This is a genomic window from Sphingomonas sp. UYAg733 (assembly GCF_054057355.1).
Window position 1 is genome coordinate 13078 of sequence record NZ_JBSRZE010000010.1, and the last position, 15403, is coordinate 28480.

Annotated in this window: 14 protein-coding genes; 4 read left to right on the forward strand and 10 right to left on the reverse strand. The window is 64.3% G+C overall.

Translation table 11 applies throughout. The features are described 5' to 3' along the window. Positions 1-136: 136 nt before the first annotated feature. On the forward strand, positions 137-1420 hold the full coding sequence (murA, locus tag ACVWZA_RS15685; RefSeq protein ID WP_457312195.1) for a UDP-N-acetylglucosamine 1-carboxyvinyltransferase: 1284 nt from the start codon (positions 137-139) through the stop codon (positions 1418-1420). Positions 1421-1442: 22 nt separating this feature from the next. Continuing rightward, entirely contained in the window at positions 1443-2303 is an 861-nt protein-coding gene (locus ACVWZA_RS15690; RefSeq protein WP_457312196.1) for an arginase family protein, read from the forward strand. Here the strand turns inward: ACVWZA_RS15690 and ACVWZA_RS15695 are convergent. From ACVWZA_RS15695 to lgt, 10 genes are all read right to left on the reverse strand, one after another. Continuing rightward, the gene (locus tag ACVWZA_RS15695; protein ID WP_457312197.1) at positions 2300-2830 is read right to left on the reverse strand and encodes a phosphoribosyltransferase; all 531 of its coding nucleotides are present in this window, start codon (positions 2828-2830) and stop codon (positions 2300-2302) included. The genes ACVWZA_RS15690 and ACVWZA_RS15695 overlap by 4 nt on opposite strands. Further along, positions 2827-3846, reverse strand: coding sequence for an adenosine deaminase (locus tag ACVWZA_RS15700; protein WP_457312198.1), 1020 nt, complete (start codon positions 3844-3846; stop codon positions 2827-2829). Before ACVWZA_RS15700 ends, ACVWZA_RS15695 begins: the two co-directional genes overlap by 4 nt. A 55-nt stretch (positions 3847-3901) precedes the next feature. Continuing rightward, on the reverse strand, positions 3902-4585 hold the full coding sequence (locus tag ACVWZA_RS15705; protein ID WP_457312199.1) for an energy transducer TonB: 684 nt from the start codon (positions 4583-4585) through the stop codon (positions 3902-3904). Beyond that, positions 4582-5382, reverse strand: a complete 801-nt coding sequence (locus tag ACVWZA_RS15710; protein ID WP_457312200.1) for a hypothetical protein — start codon at positions 5380-5382, stop codon at positions 4582-4584. The genes ACVWZA_RS15705 and ACVWZA_RS15710 overlap by 4 nt, the downstream gene beginning before the upstream one ends. Beyond that, complete coding sequence (locus tag ACVWZA_RS15715) at positions 5379-6701, reverse strand: cystathionine gamma-synthase family protein (RefSeq protein ID WP_457312201.1); 1323 nt, start codon at positions 6699-6701, stop codon at positions 5379-5381. Before ACVWZA_RS15715 ends, ACVWZA_RS15710 begins: the two co-directional genes overlap by 4 nt. Before the next feature lie 103 nt (positions 6702-6804). Continuing rightward, complete coding sequence (gene pgeF / locus ACVWZA_RS15720) at positions 6805-7566, reverse strand: peptidoglycan editing factor PgeF (protein ID WP_457312202.1); 762 nt, start codon at positions 7564-7566, stop codon at positions 6805-6807. Continuing rightward, positions 7563-8084, reverse strand: coding sequence for an N-acetyltransferase family protein (locus tag ACVWZA_RS15725; RefSeq protein WP_457312203.1), 522 nt, complete (start codon positions 8082-8084; stop codon positions 7563-7565). Before ACVWZA_RS15725 ends, pgeF begins: the two co-directional genes overlap by 4 nt. Beyond that, a complete protein-coding gene (locus ACVWZA_RS15730; protein WP_457312205.1) occupies positions 8081-8590 on the reverse strand; it encodes an N-acetyltransferase family protein in 510 nt (169 codons plus the stop codon). Before ACVWZA_RS15730 ends, ACVWZA_RS15725 begins: the two co-directional genes overlap by 4 nt. Continuing rightward, positions 8587-9636, reverse strand: a complete 1050-nt coding sequence (locus ACVWZA_RS15735) for a class I SAM-dependent methyltransferase (RefSeq protein WP_457312206.1) — start codon at positions 9634-9636, stop codon at positions 8587-8589. The genes ACVWZA_RS15730 and ACVWZA_RS15735 overlap by 4 nt, the downstream gene beginning before the upstream one ends. A 114-nt stretch (positions 9637-9750) precedes the next feature. Then, the gene (gene lgt, locus ACVWZA_RS15740) at positions 9751-10587 is read right to left on the reverse strand and encodes a prolipoprotein diacylglyceryl transferase (protein ID WP_457312271.1); all 837 of its coding nucleotides are present in this window, start codon (positions 10585-10587) and stop codon (positions 9751-9753) included. Positions 10588-10687: 100 nt separating this feature from the next. Here lgt and ACVWZA_RS15745 point away from each other — a divergent pair, with 100 nt between their 5' ends. Together ACVWZA_RS15745 and ACVWZA_RS15750 are read left to right on the forward strand one after the other, a co-directional pair. Then, entirely contained in the window at positions 10688-12403 is a 1716-nt protein-coding gene (locus tag ACVWZA_RS15745) for a class I adenylate-forming enzyme family protein (protein WP_457312207.1), read from the forward strand. 366 nt (positions 12404-12769) lie between these two features. Then, complete coding sequence (locus ACVWZA_RS15750) at positions 12770-15349, forward strand: ATP-binding protein (RefSeq protein ID WP_457312208.1); 2580 nt, start codon at positions 12770-12772, stop codon at positions 15347-15349. Positions 15350-15403 lie beyond the last annotated feature (54 nt).

Consider the following 15403-nt stretch of genomic DNA (forward strand, 5'->3'; position numbering starts at 1 on the left):
CCGACCGCGTAACCTCAGAGCATTACGGGAGAATCCGCGCATTAAAGTCGATCGAGCATCGCACCGGCGCGATGGAGAGATTGATCCATCGCGACGCGGCGGTTGCGCCGCCGCGCACACGCGATAGAAGCTCGGCATGGACCGAATTCTCATCCGCGGCGGCAATCGCCTTTCGGGCAAACTGCCCATCTCCGGCGCGAAGAACGCAGCCCTCACGCTGATGCCGTGCGCACTGCTCACCGACGAGCCGGTGACCTTGCGCAACCTGCCGCGGCTCGCCGATGTCGACAGCTTCGGGCATCTGCTCAACCAGCTCGGCGCCTCGACTCAGATCGAGGGATCGCGGCCGGAAGATTTCGGTCGGGTGATGACGATCCGAGCCGGCAAGCTCACATCGACCGAAGCGCCCTATGACATCGTGCGGAAAATGCGCGCGTCGATCCTGGTGCTCGGCCCGCTGATCGGACGCGCCGGAGAGGCGACGGTGTCGCTGCCCGGTGGCTGCGCGATCGGCAACCGGCCGATCGATCTGCATTTGAAGGCGCTTGAGGCGATCGGCGCCAATCTTGAAATGGCCGCCGGCTATGTCAAGGCGACCGCGCCAGGCGGCCGGCTGTCGGGCGGTAAATATACCTTCCCGATCGTCTCGGTCGGTGCGACCGAGAATGTCATCATGGCGGCGGTCACCGCCAAGGGCGGCTCGATCATCGAGAATGCCGCCCGCGAGCCCGAGATCGTCGATCTGTGCAACCTGCTCGTCGCGATGGGCGCGAGCATTTCGGGCATCGGCACCGAGACGCTGGAGATCGAGGGGCGTGACCGGCTGCACGGTGCGACCTATCGCGTGATGCCCGACCGGATCGAGGCCGGTAGCTATGCCTGCGCCGCCGCGATCACCGGTGGCGCGCTCGAGCTGGTCGGCGTCGGCATGCACGACATGCGCGCGACGGTCGCAGCATTGGTCGAGGCCGGCGTGACGGTAGAGGAGCGCGGCAGCAACCTTTATGTCGAGGCATCGAACGGCCTTGGCCCGCTGACTCTGTCGACCGCGCCTTTCCCGGGCTTCGCGACCGACATGCAGGCACAGTTCATGGCGATGCTGACCCAGGCCGACGGCGCCAGCGTGTTGACCGAGACGATCTTCGAGAATCGCTACATGCACGTGCCCGAACTGGCGCGGATGGGTGCCGATATCCAGGTGCGCGGCCGCACCGCCGTGGTGCGTGGCGTCTCGCCGCTGGTCGGCGCACCAGTGATGGCGACCGATCTGCGCGCATCGATGAGCCTGATCCTCGCCGGCCTCGTGGCATCGGGCGAAACCCAGGTGCAGCGCGTCTATCACCTCGATCGCGGCTATGAGCGGCTTGAGGAGAAGCTTCAGGCGGTCGGTGCGGATATCGAGCGCGTCGGCGACGGATGAGGCGCGCGTCGCCTGCTCTTCGATGACCGAAAAGGCCGCGCCTGAAGGCCTGCCTGCTTTGGCTCTTGTCGCTTATGTCGGCCGCGCCGGCGATCGGAACGACCGGGCCGCCGCCGGGGTGGACCTGCTCGCGACGCGCCTTTCCCGTGAAACCCGCTTGCCGGTTCAGGTCGTCGGAACGCCCGGCAAGCCTCTTGCGGCGGATTGGACGATTGAATTGCCCGCCGCGATGCCGGGCCTGCGGCTTCTCGCGCGCGAACTCGACCGAGCCCTGTCCGAGAGGCGTCGCGCGCTGACCGTTCTCCCTCGCTGTGCCGCCGGCCTGGCGACTTTGCCGGTCATTTCGAAATGGTGCCCTGCCGCTGCCATTGTCTGGTTCGATGCACATGGCGATTGCAACGTACCCGACCGCACCAGCACGGGTTATCTTGGCGGGATGGTCTTGAGCGGCGCGGCGGGCATGTGGGCGACTGGCCTTGGCGCAGGCATGACCCTTGATCAGGTCATTCTGGTCGGCAGCCGCGATCTCGATCGCAGCGAGCGTGAGCTGATCGATGCCGGCCGGATCGAACTGGTGGAATGCGGCCCCGATCTGGCGGATCGCCTCCGGACGGCGGTGGCCGGCAGGCCAGTTTATCTGCACCTCGATTGCGATGTGCTGGAACCCGGCATCGTTCCGAGCGAGTATCAGGTTCCGGGCGGGCTCACGCTGGCAGACCTTCGGTCGGCATGCGACGCACTGAGCGCGTTCGAGGTGGTCGGCATGGAGATCGCGGAGCTGGAGGCGGTATGGCCGGACGGGGAGCCGGTTGTGCTGGATCCGCTGATCGACGCGCTCCGACCTCTTGTTGACGCGCTCACCGCCGGCGCCCGACCGATCTAAGCCGTGCGTTCCGGCACTGCCGCTGCATCCAGCGCGATCGCGACATCGGGCGCGACCGCTTCCCAGGGGAAGATAAACCAGTCCTTGGTCACCGACCGGTCGATCTCGCGCGCATGATATTCGACGCGCTGGTCGGAACGAATATTGTCGATCAGCGTGGCGAAGCGAATGCTGCCCGGTACTGCGCCCGCCTCGGCCAGTACGCGGCGCAGATTGGCGATGGTGCGGCCGGTATCGTTGATGTCGTCGAGGAACAGCAATCGCTCGCCGTCGCGCGTACGCGCCGCGAGGCGAACCAGCGGCGCGTCGGAGAAATCCTCGACCTGTGACGAAAAATCGACCGACAGCATCGGCAGCCCGGTGGTATGGCTCAGGAACACCGCGGGCACGAGTCCACCGCGGCCGATGCCGATGATGAAGGTCGGCTTCCAGCCCGCATCCCAGCCCGCACCGCTATCGAGCCGGCCCGCCAGCGCGCGGATATCGGCGACGAACTGCGCCTGCGGAATATGGGTGTAGATGGTCATGCCGCGTTCCCATCGACATAGGCATCGAGCGTCGCGAGGTGCCCGGCGACCTCGTCATCGTTGAGGAACGACCCGAGAAAGGAGTTGCGCGCCAACGCGACCAGATCGTCAAGATCGAGCCCGCGCCCGGCGGCGGCGGCGCGATAATTGTCCGCGATGTAACCGCCGAAATAGGCCGGGTCGTCGGAATTGACCGTTGCGCGCAATCCCGCGCGAAGCATCCGGTCGATCGGATGCGCGTCCATGCTCTCGACCACGCACAGCTTCAGATTGGACAGCGGACACACCGTCAGCGTCATGCCTGTCCGCGCAAGCCTTGCGGTCAGCACCGGATCCTCCAGGCTGCGATTGCCATGGTCGAGCCGGTCGATGCCGAGCAGGTCGAGCGCCTGGTAGACATAGTCGGGCGGCCCTTCCTCACCGGCATGCGCGACCAGCCGCAGCCCCAGCGCTCGCGCCGCCGCGAACACCCGCGCGAATTTCTCCGGCGGATGGCCGAGCTCGGACGAATCGAGCCCGACCGCGGCGATCCGGTCGATCCAGGGCTCGGCCAGTTTGAGCGTTGCGAACGCATCCTCCTCGTCGAGATGGCGCAGGAAACACAGGATCAGCTTCGAGGTCAGGCCGTGGCGAGCTTCCGCCTCAGCCATGCCCGACAACAGGCCGGCAATCACGATCTCGAACGAGATGCCGCGCGCTGTGTGCGTCTGCGGATCGAACATGATCTCGGCATGGATCACCCCGTCGGCCGCCGCGCGGTCGAAATAGGCGGTGGCGAGATCGTGGAAATCGCGTTCGGTGCGCAGCACGTCAGCGCCCTTGTAATAGATGTCGAGAAAGTCCTGCAGCCGCGAGAAGCTGTACGCCGCGCGCACCTCCTCGACACTGGCGAAGGGGATCGCGACCTGGTTGCGCTCGGCCAGCGCGAACATCAGCTCAGGCTCGAGGCTGCCCTCGATATGAAGATGGAGCTCGGCCTTTGGCAGGCCGGTGATGAAGCTGTCGAGATCGGTCATGCGGCATCATTGCCGCGAGCAGGTGCGCGCGCAAGGCAATAGCCGGCCGCGATTCTCAGGGCCCGCCATCGACCGAAAAATCATCGTGATATCCACCATTGGCCCAATTGACGTTGAACCACCCACGTGCGGCCTGGGCCGATCCATCGGGGGCGAGCGCGGGCAGGAATACCGCGCGCTTCAGCAGCAATGGGCAGACCGCGGCGTCGAGGTTGGTGCTGTAGCTCGTCTTGACGACGCGGCATTCACCGACCCGTCCGAACGGCGTGATCGCGAATTCGACCTTCACTTTCCCGGTGATCATGGTGCGGAGTTGTTCAGGCGGGTGATCGAAATGGCGAACCCAATTCTCTCGCGAAATAGGAATAGCGCCGCCGAACTGACTGTTGTCCGTTGCGACACGCCATCTGACCGTCGCCTCATAGCTTGCCGGTGCCGGCTTCCCGGAAGCATCGGTCGAGGGTCCGAAGATATCGCGTTGTGCGATGAGCATGCAGCTTGGTCGCTTCAGTGGCGCCAGCGCCCCGCCGGCCTTTGCCCGGCATGCGAGTTCGCCGGTTGCGCTGACTTCCAGCGTGACATCGACATCGCCTTCCAGCCCGGCGGCCAGAACTTCCGCCGGATAGAGCGCGCGTTCGGGCTGAATGATCAGGCGGTTCGATTTCGCTGGCGGCGGCGCGGCAGCGATCGATACCAAGGCGCTCGCGACAAGGCACGCAACTCCCGGTTCGATCTTCATTCGTCCCACCACCCCTCCTCCTTGGGCGTCCACCAGCGCGATGCCTCGGCGATGCGCTCGTCATACCCTGGGCCGCCCTGGTCGATCAGTGGCAGGCCAGTCTGCGCCATCAGCGTGGCACGCTCGCCCTCCTCCAGCCGCTCCGGCAGCGCGCCGCGCGCCCGGCAGGCGAGGCGCCACAGCTCCATTTCCTGTCCCCAGAAATAGATCGAGCCAGCGCCGATATTGTCCTGCATCCGCCGGACATCGTCCCATTTCTGCGGCTCGACGAACTTCGCCCAGATATCCGCCTGCAGGCTGTCGACCATGTCGCCGGGCCGCCAGGTCAGCGCATCGTCCCGCACCACGGCGATCTTGGCTTGCGCCGCTTCGGGCAACTGGCCGAACACGCGCAGCGTCCCGATCAGCGCGATGACATTGGGATCGCGCTCCACCACCGTGACGCGGGTCACCGCGGGGTTGAGCGCGACATTGGCCGCGCACCACCCCATGCCGAGTCCGAGCACCACGGTGTGCCCGTGCGCGGCGGCGATGCCGATCTCCTGGCTTTCGATCTCCATCGGCACGATCGACATCCAGGCGGCAGCGTCCTTCTCGAACGGACCCATCAGGATCGCCGTACCGTCGAGGCTATAGGTCCGCCCCCAATAACCGCGCGCGCCGCTCATCGCGATCACACGCAGCGACCAGGGACCCCAGACGCCTTCGCGATAGCGCGGAAACCATAAGGGCGTCGTGAAATCGCCGAGCATTTGCCCGGGGTCGACGCCCTCCATCACATCCGCGCTGTCGCTCAAATCGCCTCCAATGCCTGTTCGAAATCGGCGATCAGGTCGTCCGCATCTTCCACGCCGATCGAGATTCGCACAAGGTTGTCGGTGATGCCAAGTGCCTGTTTGCGCGCGTCGGGCACCGAAAGATGCGTCATCGCGGCCGGATGGCTGGCGAGCGTCTCGGTCCCGCCCAGGCTGACCGCGAGCTTGGCGATCTTGAGCGCGTCGAGGAACGCGAACGCCTCCTTCTCGCCGCCCTTGACGATCAGCGAGAAGGTCGAGCCTGCACCGGTGCAGTGGCGACGATAGATATCGGCCTGGCGTTCCATCCCCGGCGTACTCTCCAGGAAACCGAGATAACCGACGCGCTCGACTTTGGGATGGGTGCGCAGGAACTCGCACACCTTGACCGCATTCTCGCCGGCGCGGCTCATGCGCAGTTCGAGCGTCTCGAGGCTGCGCATCAGCATCCAGGCGGTGTTGGGGTCGCAGATCGTGCCGATCGTGTTGCGCATCAGCCGGATCGTGTTGATGTGCTCCTTCGACCCGAGCACGCCGCCCGCGACGAGATCGCTATGCCCGCCTGCGTACTTGGTCAGCGAATAGACGACGATGTCGGCGCCGTGCTGCAATGGCTTGAGCCATAACGGGCCAAGAAATGTATTGTCGATCGCGATCGGCGGCTTGGCCCCCTTGAAGATCGCGTCGCGGCTTGCCGCCACCGCCTGGATATCGACCAGCGCATTGGTCGGGTTGGCCGGGCTTTCGAGATAGATCAGCGCGACATTGCCGCTCGATGCCTTGGACAGCACGGCATCGATCTCCTCGCGCGTCGCGCCCGCCGGGAAGTCGAGCCAGTGCACGCCGAACCGGCCGAGGATGCGCGCGATCAATGTCTCGGTCGCGGCATAGAGCGGGCCGGAATGGACGATCGTGTCGCCCGGCTTGACCATTGACAGGAACAGGGTGGCGATCGCCGACATGCCGGAGGAGAAAGCGAGCGCGTCCTCGGCCTCCTCCCAGATGCCGAGGCGATCCTCGAGAATCTCCTGGTTCGGCCCGTTGAAGCGCGAATAGACCAGCCCCTCGGCGCCGCCGGGACGTTTGCCGGTGACGCCTTCGAAATGGCGCTTGCCCGCCGCCGCGTTGGGGAAGACGAAGGTCGAGGTGAGGAAGATCGGTGGCTTTAGCGCGCCTTCCGACAGCATTGGGTCATAGCCATGGCCCATCATCATGGTCGATGGCTTCAATTTGCGGTCGCCGATCTTCTCGATGCTCGCCTTGGGTTTACCGCGCGCGGGGACGCCGGTCAGGTCGGCTTCGGTTTCGTTCTTGATTGCCATGGTTCGGGTGTCCGGATGAAATGATGACCTGTCTAACGCGGGATAGTCGCATTTGATACCGGGTGGATGAATGCGAATTAGCCTCGTCGACGGGGACGTGGGATTAGGTTTTCAATCCTATCAACGAGATCTGCCGCCCATAACCCGGCTCGCCGTGGTGCGTTGCGCGGCGGAAGCTGAAGAAGCGATTCTCGTCGGCATAGGTGTCGAGTCCCAGCGCCTCGATTCGCGTCAGTCCGGCGGCGGCGAGGCGCGCGACGACATAGGCCTCGAGGTCGAACTGGTGATGCCCCGGCTTGCCGGGCGCGAAGAAGCGTTCGTTGGCGGGGTCGTCCTCTCCGAAACGCCGCATGAAGCCGTCATCGACCTCGTAACTGGCGCGTGCGATGCACGGTCCGACCGCCGCTGCGATCCGCTCGCGCCGTGCCCCGAGTGTCTCCATCGCCGCGATCGTCGCATCGGTGACGCCGCCGATCGCACCCTCCCAACCGGCATGCGCCGCGCCGATCACACCGGCTTGCGCATCGACGAACAGCACCGGCGCGCAATCGGCGGTCAGGATGCCGAGCAACAGGCCAGGCCGGTCGGTGACCAGCGCATCGCCGCGCGGGCGCTCGGTCGGCGGTGCCGTGACGGCGATCACATCGGCGGAATGGATCTGAAACACCGTAACCAGGCTTGCGCCCGGCAGCACGGCGTCGACCGCGCGCGCGCGGTTTTCGGTCACGGCATCCGGCTCGTCGTCCGATCCGATGCCGACATTCAACCCGGCATGGATACCGGTCGAGACGCCGCCGCGCCGTCCGAGAAAACCGTGCGGCACGCTGCCCAGCGCGCCGCTGCGGATCACTTCGACCTCGCTCACAGCGCTAGCCTCCAGATGCCATCGTCATACACCTGTCCGCCGGTGACGAAGTCGAACCGGCCGACCTTGGCGAAACCGTGCCGCGAATAGAAACGCACCGCGCGTTTATTGTCGTCGAACACGGCAAGATAGAGTTCGCCCACGTCACGTGCGCGGGCCGTGTCGATCGCCCATGCCATCAGTGCGGCGGCGATGCCGGCGCCCTTCGCGTCCTCATTGACGTAAAGCTGGCGCACCTCGAGCGCGCCGGGCAGGGCTGCGTCATAGGGCAGGCTCATCGGCATGATCTTGATGTAACCGACCGGGGTCACGCCCAGAAACGCCGCGCGCCAGAGAATCGCCGGATCGGCCAGATCACGCTGCATATGCCCGGCCGGACCATAAGCCAGATCGAGATAGGCGCCCATTTCGGCCGGCGCGATCTTGGTCGCGAAGGTGGTGGCGAAACTGTCGCGGGCCATTGCCGACAGGGCGGCGCCATCGTTCGGGGTCGGGGTGCGGTATTCGAGATCGGTCACAGGACGAGCCTCATCAGATTGTCGTCATCCACGGTTTCGCCGACGCGAAACGCGTAGCGGCCGATATCGCGAAAGCCGTAGCGTTGATAGAATCGGTGTGCGCGATGATTGTCGACATAGACGCTGAGGATGATTTCCTTCGCGCCATGCGAGCGCGAATGCTCCAGCGCCCATACCATCAACTCCTGCGCGACACCCTGACCCTGCCACGGACCCAGTACATAGAATTGATAAAGCTCGATCGCGTCGGGCCGCCATTCGCCGGGAAAGGTCACCGGCCCCATCTTGACGAAGCCGATGATCTGGTCGCCATCGAGTGCGAGCCGGACCGCGAAATCGGGATCGGACAATTGCGAGGGCAGACCGTTCGCGCCGAACGCGTCGTCCAGGAACGCGGCAAGATCGGACTGGCGGTACAGCGTGCCGAACGTCTCGGTGAAGCTGCGCCGCGCCATCGCCGACAGCGCCGGCCCGTCGATCGTGCGGGCATCCCGATAGCTGATCATGCGAAGCCCGCCGGGGCCGGCCAGCCGGGCGCGGTGATCGCGATCGCCTTGAACAGATCGCCCATCGCCGCGGGCGCGGCGAGTCGCTCGCGATCGGCGGCGATGCCCGCGGCACGATCCGGCGCGGCGGCGGCAAGTGCGCTTGCGCGGGCGGCGATGCCCAGCGTGTCGAGCAGCACGCCTTGCGTCACCGGGCCGCTCGCGATCGCGCCCTCGGCGCGTGCTGCAATTGCGAGTGTCGCCATGTCGACATGCGCGGTCAGGTCATGCTCGCCGGGGTTATCGAACGGATTGACGAAACCATGCGCGCGTACCGCCTGCAACGTGTCGCCGATCGCCGGCCCTTCATAACCATAATCTATCACCAGCGCCGCGCCGCCCTGCGCGACGATCCGAGCGCTCAGCTCGCGCATGATCGCGACGCTTGCCGGCGATGTTTCGACGATCGATCCGGGCGTCGCCGCGCGCAGCCGGATCGGCAGGATCGCCTCGGGCACCTGCTTGCCCGCGATCGGCAGAAACAACAGGTCCTGACAGGCGACGAGCCGCTCGTGCCAACCGCCGGTCGTACACACCAGCTGATGGATCGGCAGCGCGTCGAAGAATTCATTGGCGATGACCACCAGCGGCCGATTGGCCGGCAAGGTGGCAACGCTGTCGTGCCAGCTGGCGTGCGGCACACGCCGGGCTTGCGCGGTGCGCAGCACCGGACTGGTCTCGACGAAATGCACCGGCGGTGCCAGCCCGACCGTCGCCATCGCCCGCAGCGCATCGGCGGCAAGCGTGCCGCGTCCCGGGCCAAGCTCGACCCAGGCGATATCGGGCCGTCCGGCGCGATCCCACAGATCGGCGCACCACAGGCCGATCAGCTCGCCGAACATCTGGCTGATCTCCGGCGCGGTGACGAAATCGCCGGCCGCGCCAAGCGGGTCGCGCGTCGCATAATAATGCGCGTTGGCCGCGCCCATGAAATGCGCGATCGGGATCGGCCCGGCGAGCGTGATCGCGCGGGCGATCCGCTCCGGAAGGGGCGCGTCTTCAGTCATCGGAACCCCCTTTCCGGTCGTGTCGAGTGACATCGAGACATTAGGGCAAGTGCCAGCGGCCGTTTCTCGACGTCGCTCGACACGACCGGCGGAAAGGGTCGCGGCTAAATTAACTCAAGCGACGCTCTCGGTGCCGGCGATCGGCTCGACCCGCTCGCGCCGTTTCGCGGCGGTGGCGATCAGGTATGCGCCGCCCAGGATCATCGGCACGCACAGCCATTGCCCCATATGCAGGCCGGTCGATTCGACGAACGTGCCGGCAAATTGCGAATCGGGCTCGCGGAAGAATTCGACGACGAAGCGCGCGATACCATAGCCGGCGACGAAGATGCCGACGAGCTTGCCCGGATCGTAGCGTGCCTTGGTCTTCCAGAAGGCGAACGCCAGGACTGCGAACAGCACGATCCCCTCCAGCGCGGCTTCGTAGAGCTGGCTCGGATGGCGCGCGATCGGCCCGCCGCCACGATCGAAGATGATCGCCCAGGCGACATTACTCGGCTTGCCCCATAATTCGCCGTTCACGAAATTGGCGAGTCGCCCGAAGAACAGACCGAACGGCACGACACAGGCGACATAATCGTGGATGCGCAGCCAGTTCAGCCCGTTCTTGCGCGCGAACAGGACCAGCGCGATACTGGTGCCGATCACCCCGCCATGGAACGACATGCCGCCGTCCCACAGCCGCAGGATGTGCGTCGGGGTCAGAAACATCTCGGGCGCGTAGAAGATCACATAACCGATTCGCCCACCCAGGATGATGCCGAGCGTCGCATAAAAGACCAGATCGTCGGCATGGCGCCGCGCCATCGGGGCGCCGGGCTGGGCGATCAGCTTGAGCAGATACCACCAGCCGACCATGATGCCGGTGATGTAGGCGATCGAATACCATTTGATCTGGAAGAAACCAAGGTCGAGCGCCACGGGATCGAGCCCGAGACTGCTGAACGTCATGTGCGTCTGTACGGCGGTGGCGGCAGTCAGGATCAAGGCTTTTCCCCGGGCTTTCCAGTCTCCATAAAGGGGCTGGTCCCGAGAACCAATAGGAGAGAGCATGCGCACCGAGCTTGACCGGCGAATGGACGAAGGGCTGGGCAAGCTGAGCGGAGAGGGTGCGCCGCTGCCGCTGACGACTGTGTCGCTCGACCGGTTCGGTGTCGAGGTGCCGATGATTGCCACCGCGCCGCCCGCTCTATCCTGGTATTTCGCGCATTACTGCGCTGAACATGCCGACAAGACCTTTCTGGTTGCCGGTCCCGAGCGGCTCACTTTCGCCGAGGTCTATAGCCTCGCGCAGCAGGTCGCGGGCGCTTTGTCCGGGGAGCTCGGCATACAAAAGGGTGACCGGATCGGCATCGCGATGCGCAATTCGCCGAGCTGGATCGCGCTTTACATGGGCATCGTCATGGCCGGCGGCATCGCCACCCTGCTCAATGGCTGGTGGCAATCGGCCGAGCTCGACGCGGCACTGCGCGATGTCGAATGCAGCCTGGTCTTCGCCGATCCGCCGCGCGCCAAACGCCTCGCGGAGGTCGCTGGCCTGACCGCGCGGGTCGTGACGATCGACGATCTTCAGCCGCTCGTCGCCGCTTTGGCGCCGGTGACCAGTCTTGGTCAGGCGGAAACGCTGCCGCTGCTCGCGGGGGGCGACGATGCGACGATCCTGTTCACTTCCGGATCGACCGGCCAGTCCAAGGGCGCGATCAGCGATCACCGCGCGGTGCTGCAGGCGATCTTCAACTATCTCACCCAGGCATTGGTCATGCTCGGCATCTCGACCGAAGATGGCGTGTCGCCGCCGGCGCAGCACGCGACCCTGCTCAACGTGCCGCTGTTCCACGTCACTGCGGAGGTGCCGGTGTTCCTGCAAAGCTTCGCGATGGGGCGAAAGCTCGTGCTGATGCCGAAATGGGATGCGGAGGAGGCGATGCGGCTGATCGAAGCGGAGCATGTGACCTATTTCGTCGGCGTTCCGCTGATGAGCTTCGAGATGCTCACTCATCCCAACCGCTCGAAATATAATCTATCGACCGTGTCCGACTTCGCCGCCGGCGGCGCGCCGCGCCCGATCGACCATGTCCGGCGGATCAAGGACGAGATGGGCGGCCCCAACGGCCAAGGCGCGCCGCTGCTCGGTTACGGCCTGACCGAAACCAACGGCGTGGGCTGCGCCAATTGGCGCGGCAATTACATCGCCAAGCCCAATTCGACCGGCCGTGCGTCGCGGCCTCTGGTCGATCTCGCGATCCTCGACGGGCACGGCAAACCGGTGGCGGCGGGTGCGCGCGGAGAGGTCGGCATCCGTTCGGTGTGCAACTTCCGCGAATATTACAACCGCCCCGAGGCGACGCGCGAGGCCTATACCAGCGACGGTTATTTCCTGACCGGCGATATCGGCTATCTCGATGATGAGGGATATCTGTTCATCGTCGATCGCAAGAAGGACATCATCATCCGCGGTGGCGAGAATATCTCGTGCCAGGAGGTCGAGGCGGCGATCTACGAACACCCCGCGGTCGCTGAAGCCGCGGTGTTCGGCCTGCCCGACGAGCGTTTCGGCGAGGTGCCGGGCGCGGTGGTCAAATATCGCGACGGCGAGGAACTGGCGCCGGAAGAGCTATGCGCCTTCCTCTTCGCGCACATCGCCGCGTTCAAGGTGCCGCAGCGCATCTGGACCTCGGCGGAGCCTCTGCCGCGGCTGGGCACGGAGAAGATCGACAAGGTGAGCATCCGCGAGATGTATCGCGCGCGCGCGCTGGTCGAGGCTTGACGCGGTCAAGCCTTGGGTTTGCGGAAGATTTCGTTCGAGTGGCATTATTTGCTCGAGGGACTTCAAGATGGCTCTCGTTTCTTGAGCCAGGTCCCAAACCCAAAGATCGGGAACGTCCGATAGTGGTCTGGTCAGCGGTCTGGCCGCTTTTGGGAAGCCAATGCGCGTTACTGCCTTTCCATAAAGTGTCAGAACCGTTCGGTTTTGACACCAGGCGAAGCGCGGCGGCTATTGCCCAATCCCCGCCGTTTTAACGATTGGCGCGGCATCCTGAGAACGCTCGTTCGGAGAATGCGCGCCATTTCCTTTAAGTCGGTACGAAGCGTCGCCATCGTTTGTTTACCAATATTATATATCGATCCGAGCATGAAATGGCTGGCCTACGCAACGGATAAGCCCCGAATAGCGGGCTTGAATTTACAAAAAGGCCCGGGTCGCGCCGGCTTGCGAATGATATGGTCGGGCTGCTTCGTCTGTATCGTCATCCTAGCCTTGCTGACACTCGCACTCGTGAGGAACACGGACGCGGCTCAGGAACAGCAGGAACGTGCCCAATGGTGGCGCGCCCACACGCTTAATGTCCTGATCGATGCCGAAGCGATCGACACCGCCCTCAATAAAACACTGCGAGGCGAGCGCGGTTATCTCCTGACCACGCATCCCAAGTCGCTCGCGATATTCAGGCAGGGTTTAACCGATTATTACCGGCACGCCCGACGCCTCCACTGGCTCTCTCGTGACAATGCTGGCCAGCAGCGCCGGCTTGCGGAGTTGGACGCGCGCGTTTCGGCGTTTCGGCGGGTATCTGCTGACGTTGTCGATCTGGTTAGAAAGGGCCAAACAGAAGCCGCGCTGAATTCCGCTCGTACTGGGCGTGAAAGAGAGGCGGTCGAGAATGCGAGCAGCGTCCTCGATCAGATCAAGGCAGAGGAAAGGCGTCTGCTCAGCCTTCGTGAAGCGGCGCATAATCGGGCGGCGGTCCGGATCAAAAACGTCGGTCATATCGCCTTGGCGCTGAACACCGGGCTTTTGCTCATGATAGCGGGAGCGATAATTATATTGTTGCGCGCCAGGGTAGCGGCGCAGCGCGCGACGATTGCAGTACAAGACAGTGAGCAGCAGTATCGGCTGCTCGCCGACAATGCGACCGACGTGGTGCTCCGCACCAACGACGATGGATTTGTGGTCTATGCGTCGCCATCGTGCTTCGAGTTGTCGGGCTACAACCCCGCCGAGCTCACTGGCCAGCATTGTGGCGCGTTTATCCATCCTGCGGACGCGGAGACGGTCCATAACGCTCACGTGGCGCTCGTTTCGGGTGCGGAAAGTGCGCTCACCGTTGCGTACCGATTGCGGCATAAGTGCGGTGACTGGCGCTGGCTGGAATCGCACATGAAGCCTTGGCGCGCGCAGGATGGTAAACCCGGCGGGATTATCTCGGCCATTCGTGACATCGGCGCGCGTAAGGACCTTGAAGCCGAACTGGTCGCAGCGCGCGACAAGGCGGAGGGCGCGGCTCAGGTGAAAGCTATGTTCCTCGCCAACATGAGCCACGAGATACGCACGCCGATGAATGGCGTCCTGGGCTTCACCGAGCTTGTGTTATCAGGCGATCTCGACACCGAGCAGCGCCGCCACGTCGAGTTGATCGCAGAGTCAGGCCGCTCGATGATGCGGTTACTCAACGACATTCTTGATATATCCAAGATCGATTCCGGCAAAATGACCGTCGCGGAAGAACCAATCGATCTTCGGCATATCGTCCGGCGCTGCGTCGACCTTATGAGTCCGGTCGCACAAGCCAAGGGGGTGGCAGTGTCCGCGACGATCGACCCGACAATCCCGCCGCGCATCGTTGGCGATTCGCTCCGCCTTCGGCAGGTCATGCTCAACCTGATCGGCAACGCGGTAAAGTTTACCGAACATGGGGCGGTCGCCATCGATGCGAAGGTCGAAGGCGACACGCTTCGGATTGAAGTGACCGACACCGGCATCGGCATCCCAGCCGAGCGCCTGGGTCTGATCTTTGATCAATTCGCCCAAGCTGACGATACCACGGCCAGGGTGTATGGCGGCACCGGGCTCGGGCTCGCGATCAGCGGTGAGCTCGCGCGGCTGATGCGAGGGTCGATCTCGGTGCGCAGCGTCGTCGGCAAGGGATCCACCTTCGCCGTGGTCCTACCTTTCCGCAAGGCCGAGAACGTAGCGGAGGCACCGGGCGCAACGGCCTCTGCCTTGGCCCCGGACGTGCTTGCCACGCGAAGGCCAAAAGTTCTGATTGCCGAAGATCATGACATCAATCAGGAACTGATCATCGCCATGGCCCGGCGGGCCGGAATGGATCCGGAACTGGCGATCGATGGGGCAGAGGCGGTCAGGATGGTAACCGAGGCTGCGCAGGCGGGAAAGCCGTTTGAACTTGTGTTGATGGATATGCAGATGCCCGAAGTGGACGGCTTGGAGGCGACCCGCCGTCTCCGGGCATCGGGCTTTGGTGCCGAGAAGCTGCCGATCATCGCGCTGACCGCCAACGCCTATGCCGAGGACATCCAGGCTTGCCTCGCTGTCGGAATGCAGGCTCACTTGGCAAAGCCCGTCAGGGTGCGCGACCTGACCGATATGATGGCAAAATTTCTGATCATCGATACGTGTGCGCCAGCAATTGCCTCGGTGGTCAGCCCCAGTCTCCTCGACCGGTATCGCGCGCGTAAAGCGGACACGCTGCACAAGCTGGAGCGACTAGTCGAGCCGAACAACCACGATAATATTGCCGTGGCCGAAGCGGTGGACCTTCTTCACAAACTTGCGGGCACCGCCGCGATGTTCGGCGAAGCAGCACTCGGTGAGCTGGCGAAGCAGCTAGAGGACGATCTTCTCGCCTGGCCGGCGGGGGAGCGTGTCTCCCGAGTCCCTGAGGCGGTGGCTGCGTTCAAGCGCGCGGCATAAAAATGATGACCCGCAATGATCTTGACCCAGCCGCACATCGGCAGCAGTGCCTTT

What these genes read in the sequence shown, in the direction of transcription:
- ACVWZA_RS15715 (WP_457312201.1), bottom strand. Translation starts at nt 6,701, where the DNA reads ATGGCAATCAAGAACGAAACCGAAGCCGACCTGACCGGCGTCCCCGCG.
- ACVWZA_RS15690 (WP_457312196.1), top strand. Translation starts at nt 1,443, where the DNA reads ATGACCGAAAAGGCCGCGCCTGAAGGCCTGCCTGCTTTGGCTCTTGTC.
- ACVWZA_RS15705 (WP_457312199.1), bottom strand. Translation starts at nt 4,585, where the DNA reads ATGAAGATCGAACCGGGAGTTGCGTGCCTTGTCGCGAGCGCCTTGGTA.
- ACVWZA_RS15695 (WP_457312197.1), bottom strand. Translation starts at nt 2,830, where the DNA reads ATGACCATCTACACCCATATTCCGCAGGCGCAGTTCGTCGCCGATATC.
- ACVWZA_RS15735 (WP_457312206.1), bottom strand. Translation starts at nt 9,636, where the DNA reads ATGACTGAAGACGCGCCCCTTCCGGAGCGGATCGCCCGCGCGATCACG.
- murA (WP_457312195.1), top strand. Translation starts at nt 137, where the DNA reads ATGGACCGAATTCTCATCCGCGGCGGCAATCGCCTTTCGGGCAAACTG.
- ACVWZA_RS15745 (WP_457312207.1), top strand. Translation starts at nt 10,688, where the DNA reads ATGCGCACCGAGCTTGACCGGCGAATGGACGAAGGGCTGGGCAAGCTG.
- ACVWZA_RS15700 (WP_457312198.1), bottom strand. Translation starts at nt 3,846, where the DNA reads ATGACCGATCTCGACAGCTTCATCACCGGCCTGCCAAAGGCCGAGCTC.
- ACVWZA_RS15730 (WP_457312205.1), bottom strand. Translation starts at nt 8,590, where the DNA reads ATGATCAGCTATCGGGATGCCCGCACGATCGACGGGCCGGCGCTGTCG.
- ACVWZA_RS15750 (WP_457312208.1), top strand. Translation starts at nt 12,770, where the DNA reads ATGAAATGGCTGGCCTACGCAACGGATAAGCCCCGAATAGCGGGCTTG.
- lgt (WP_457312271.1), bottom strand. Translation starts at nt 10,587, where the DNA reads ATGACGTTCAGCAGTCTCGGGCTCGATCCCGTGGCGCTCGACCTTGGT.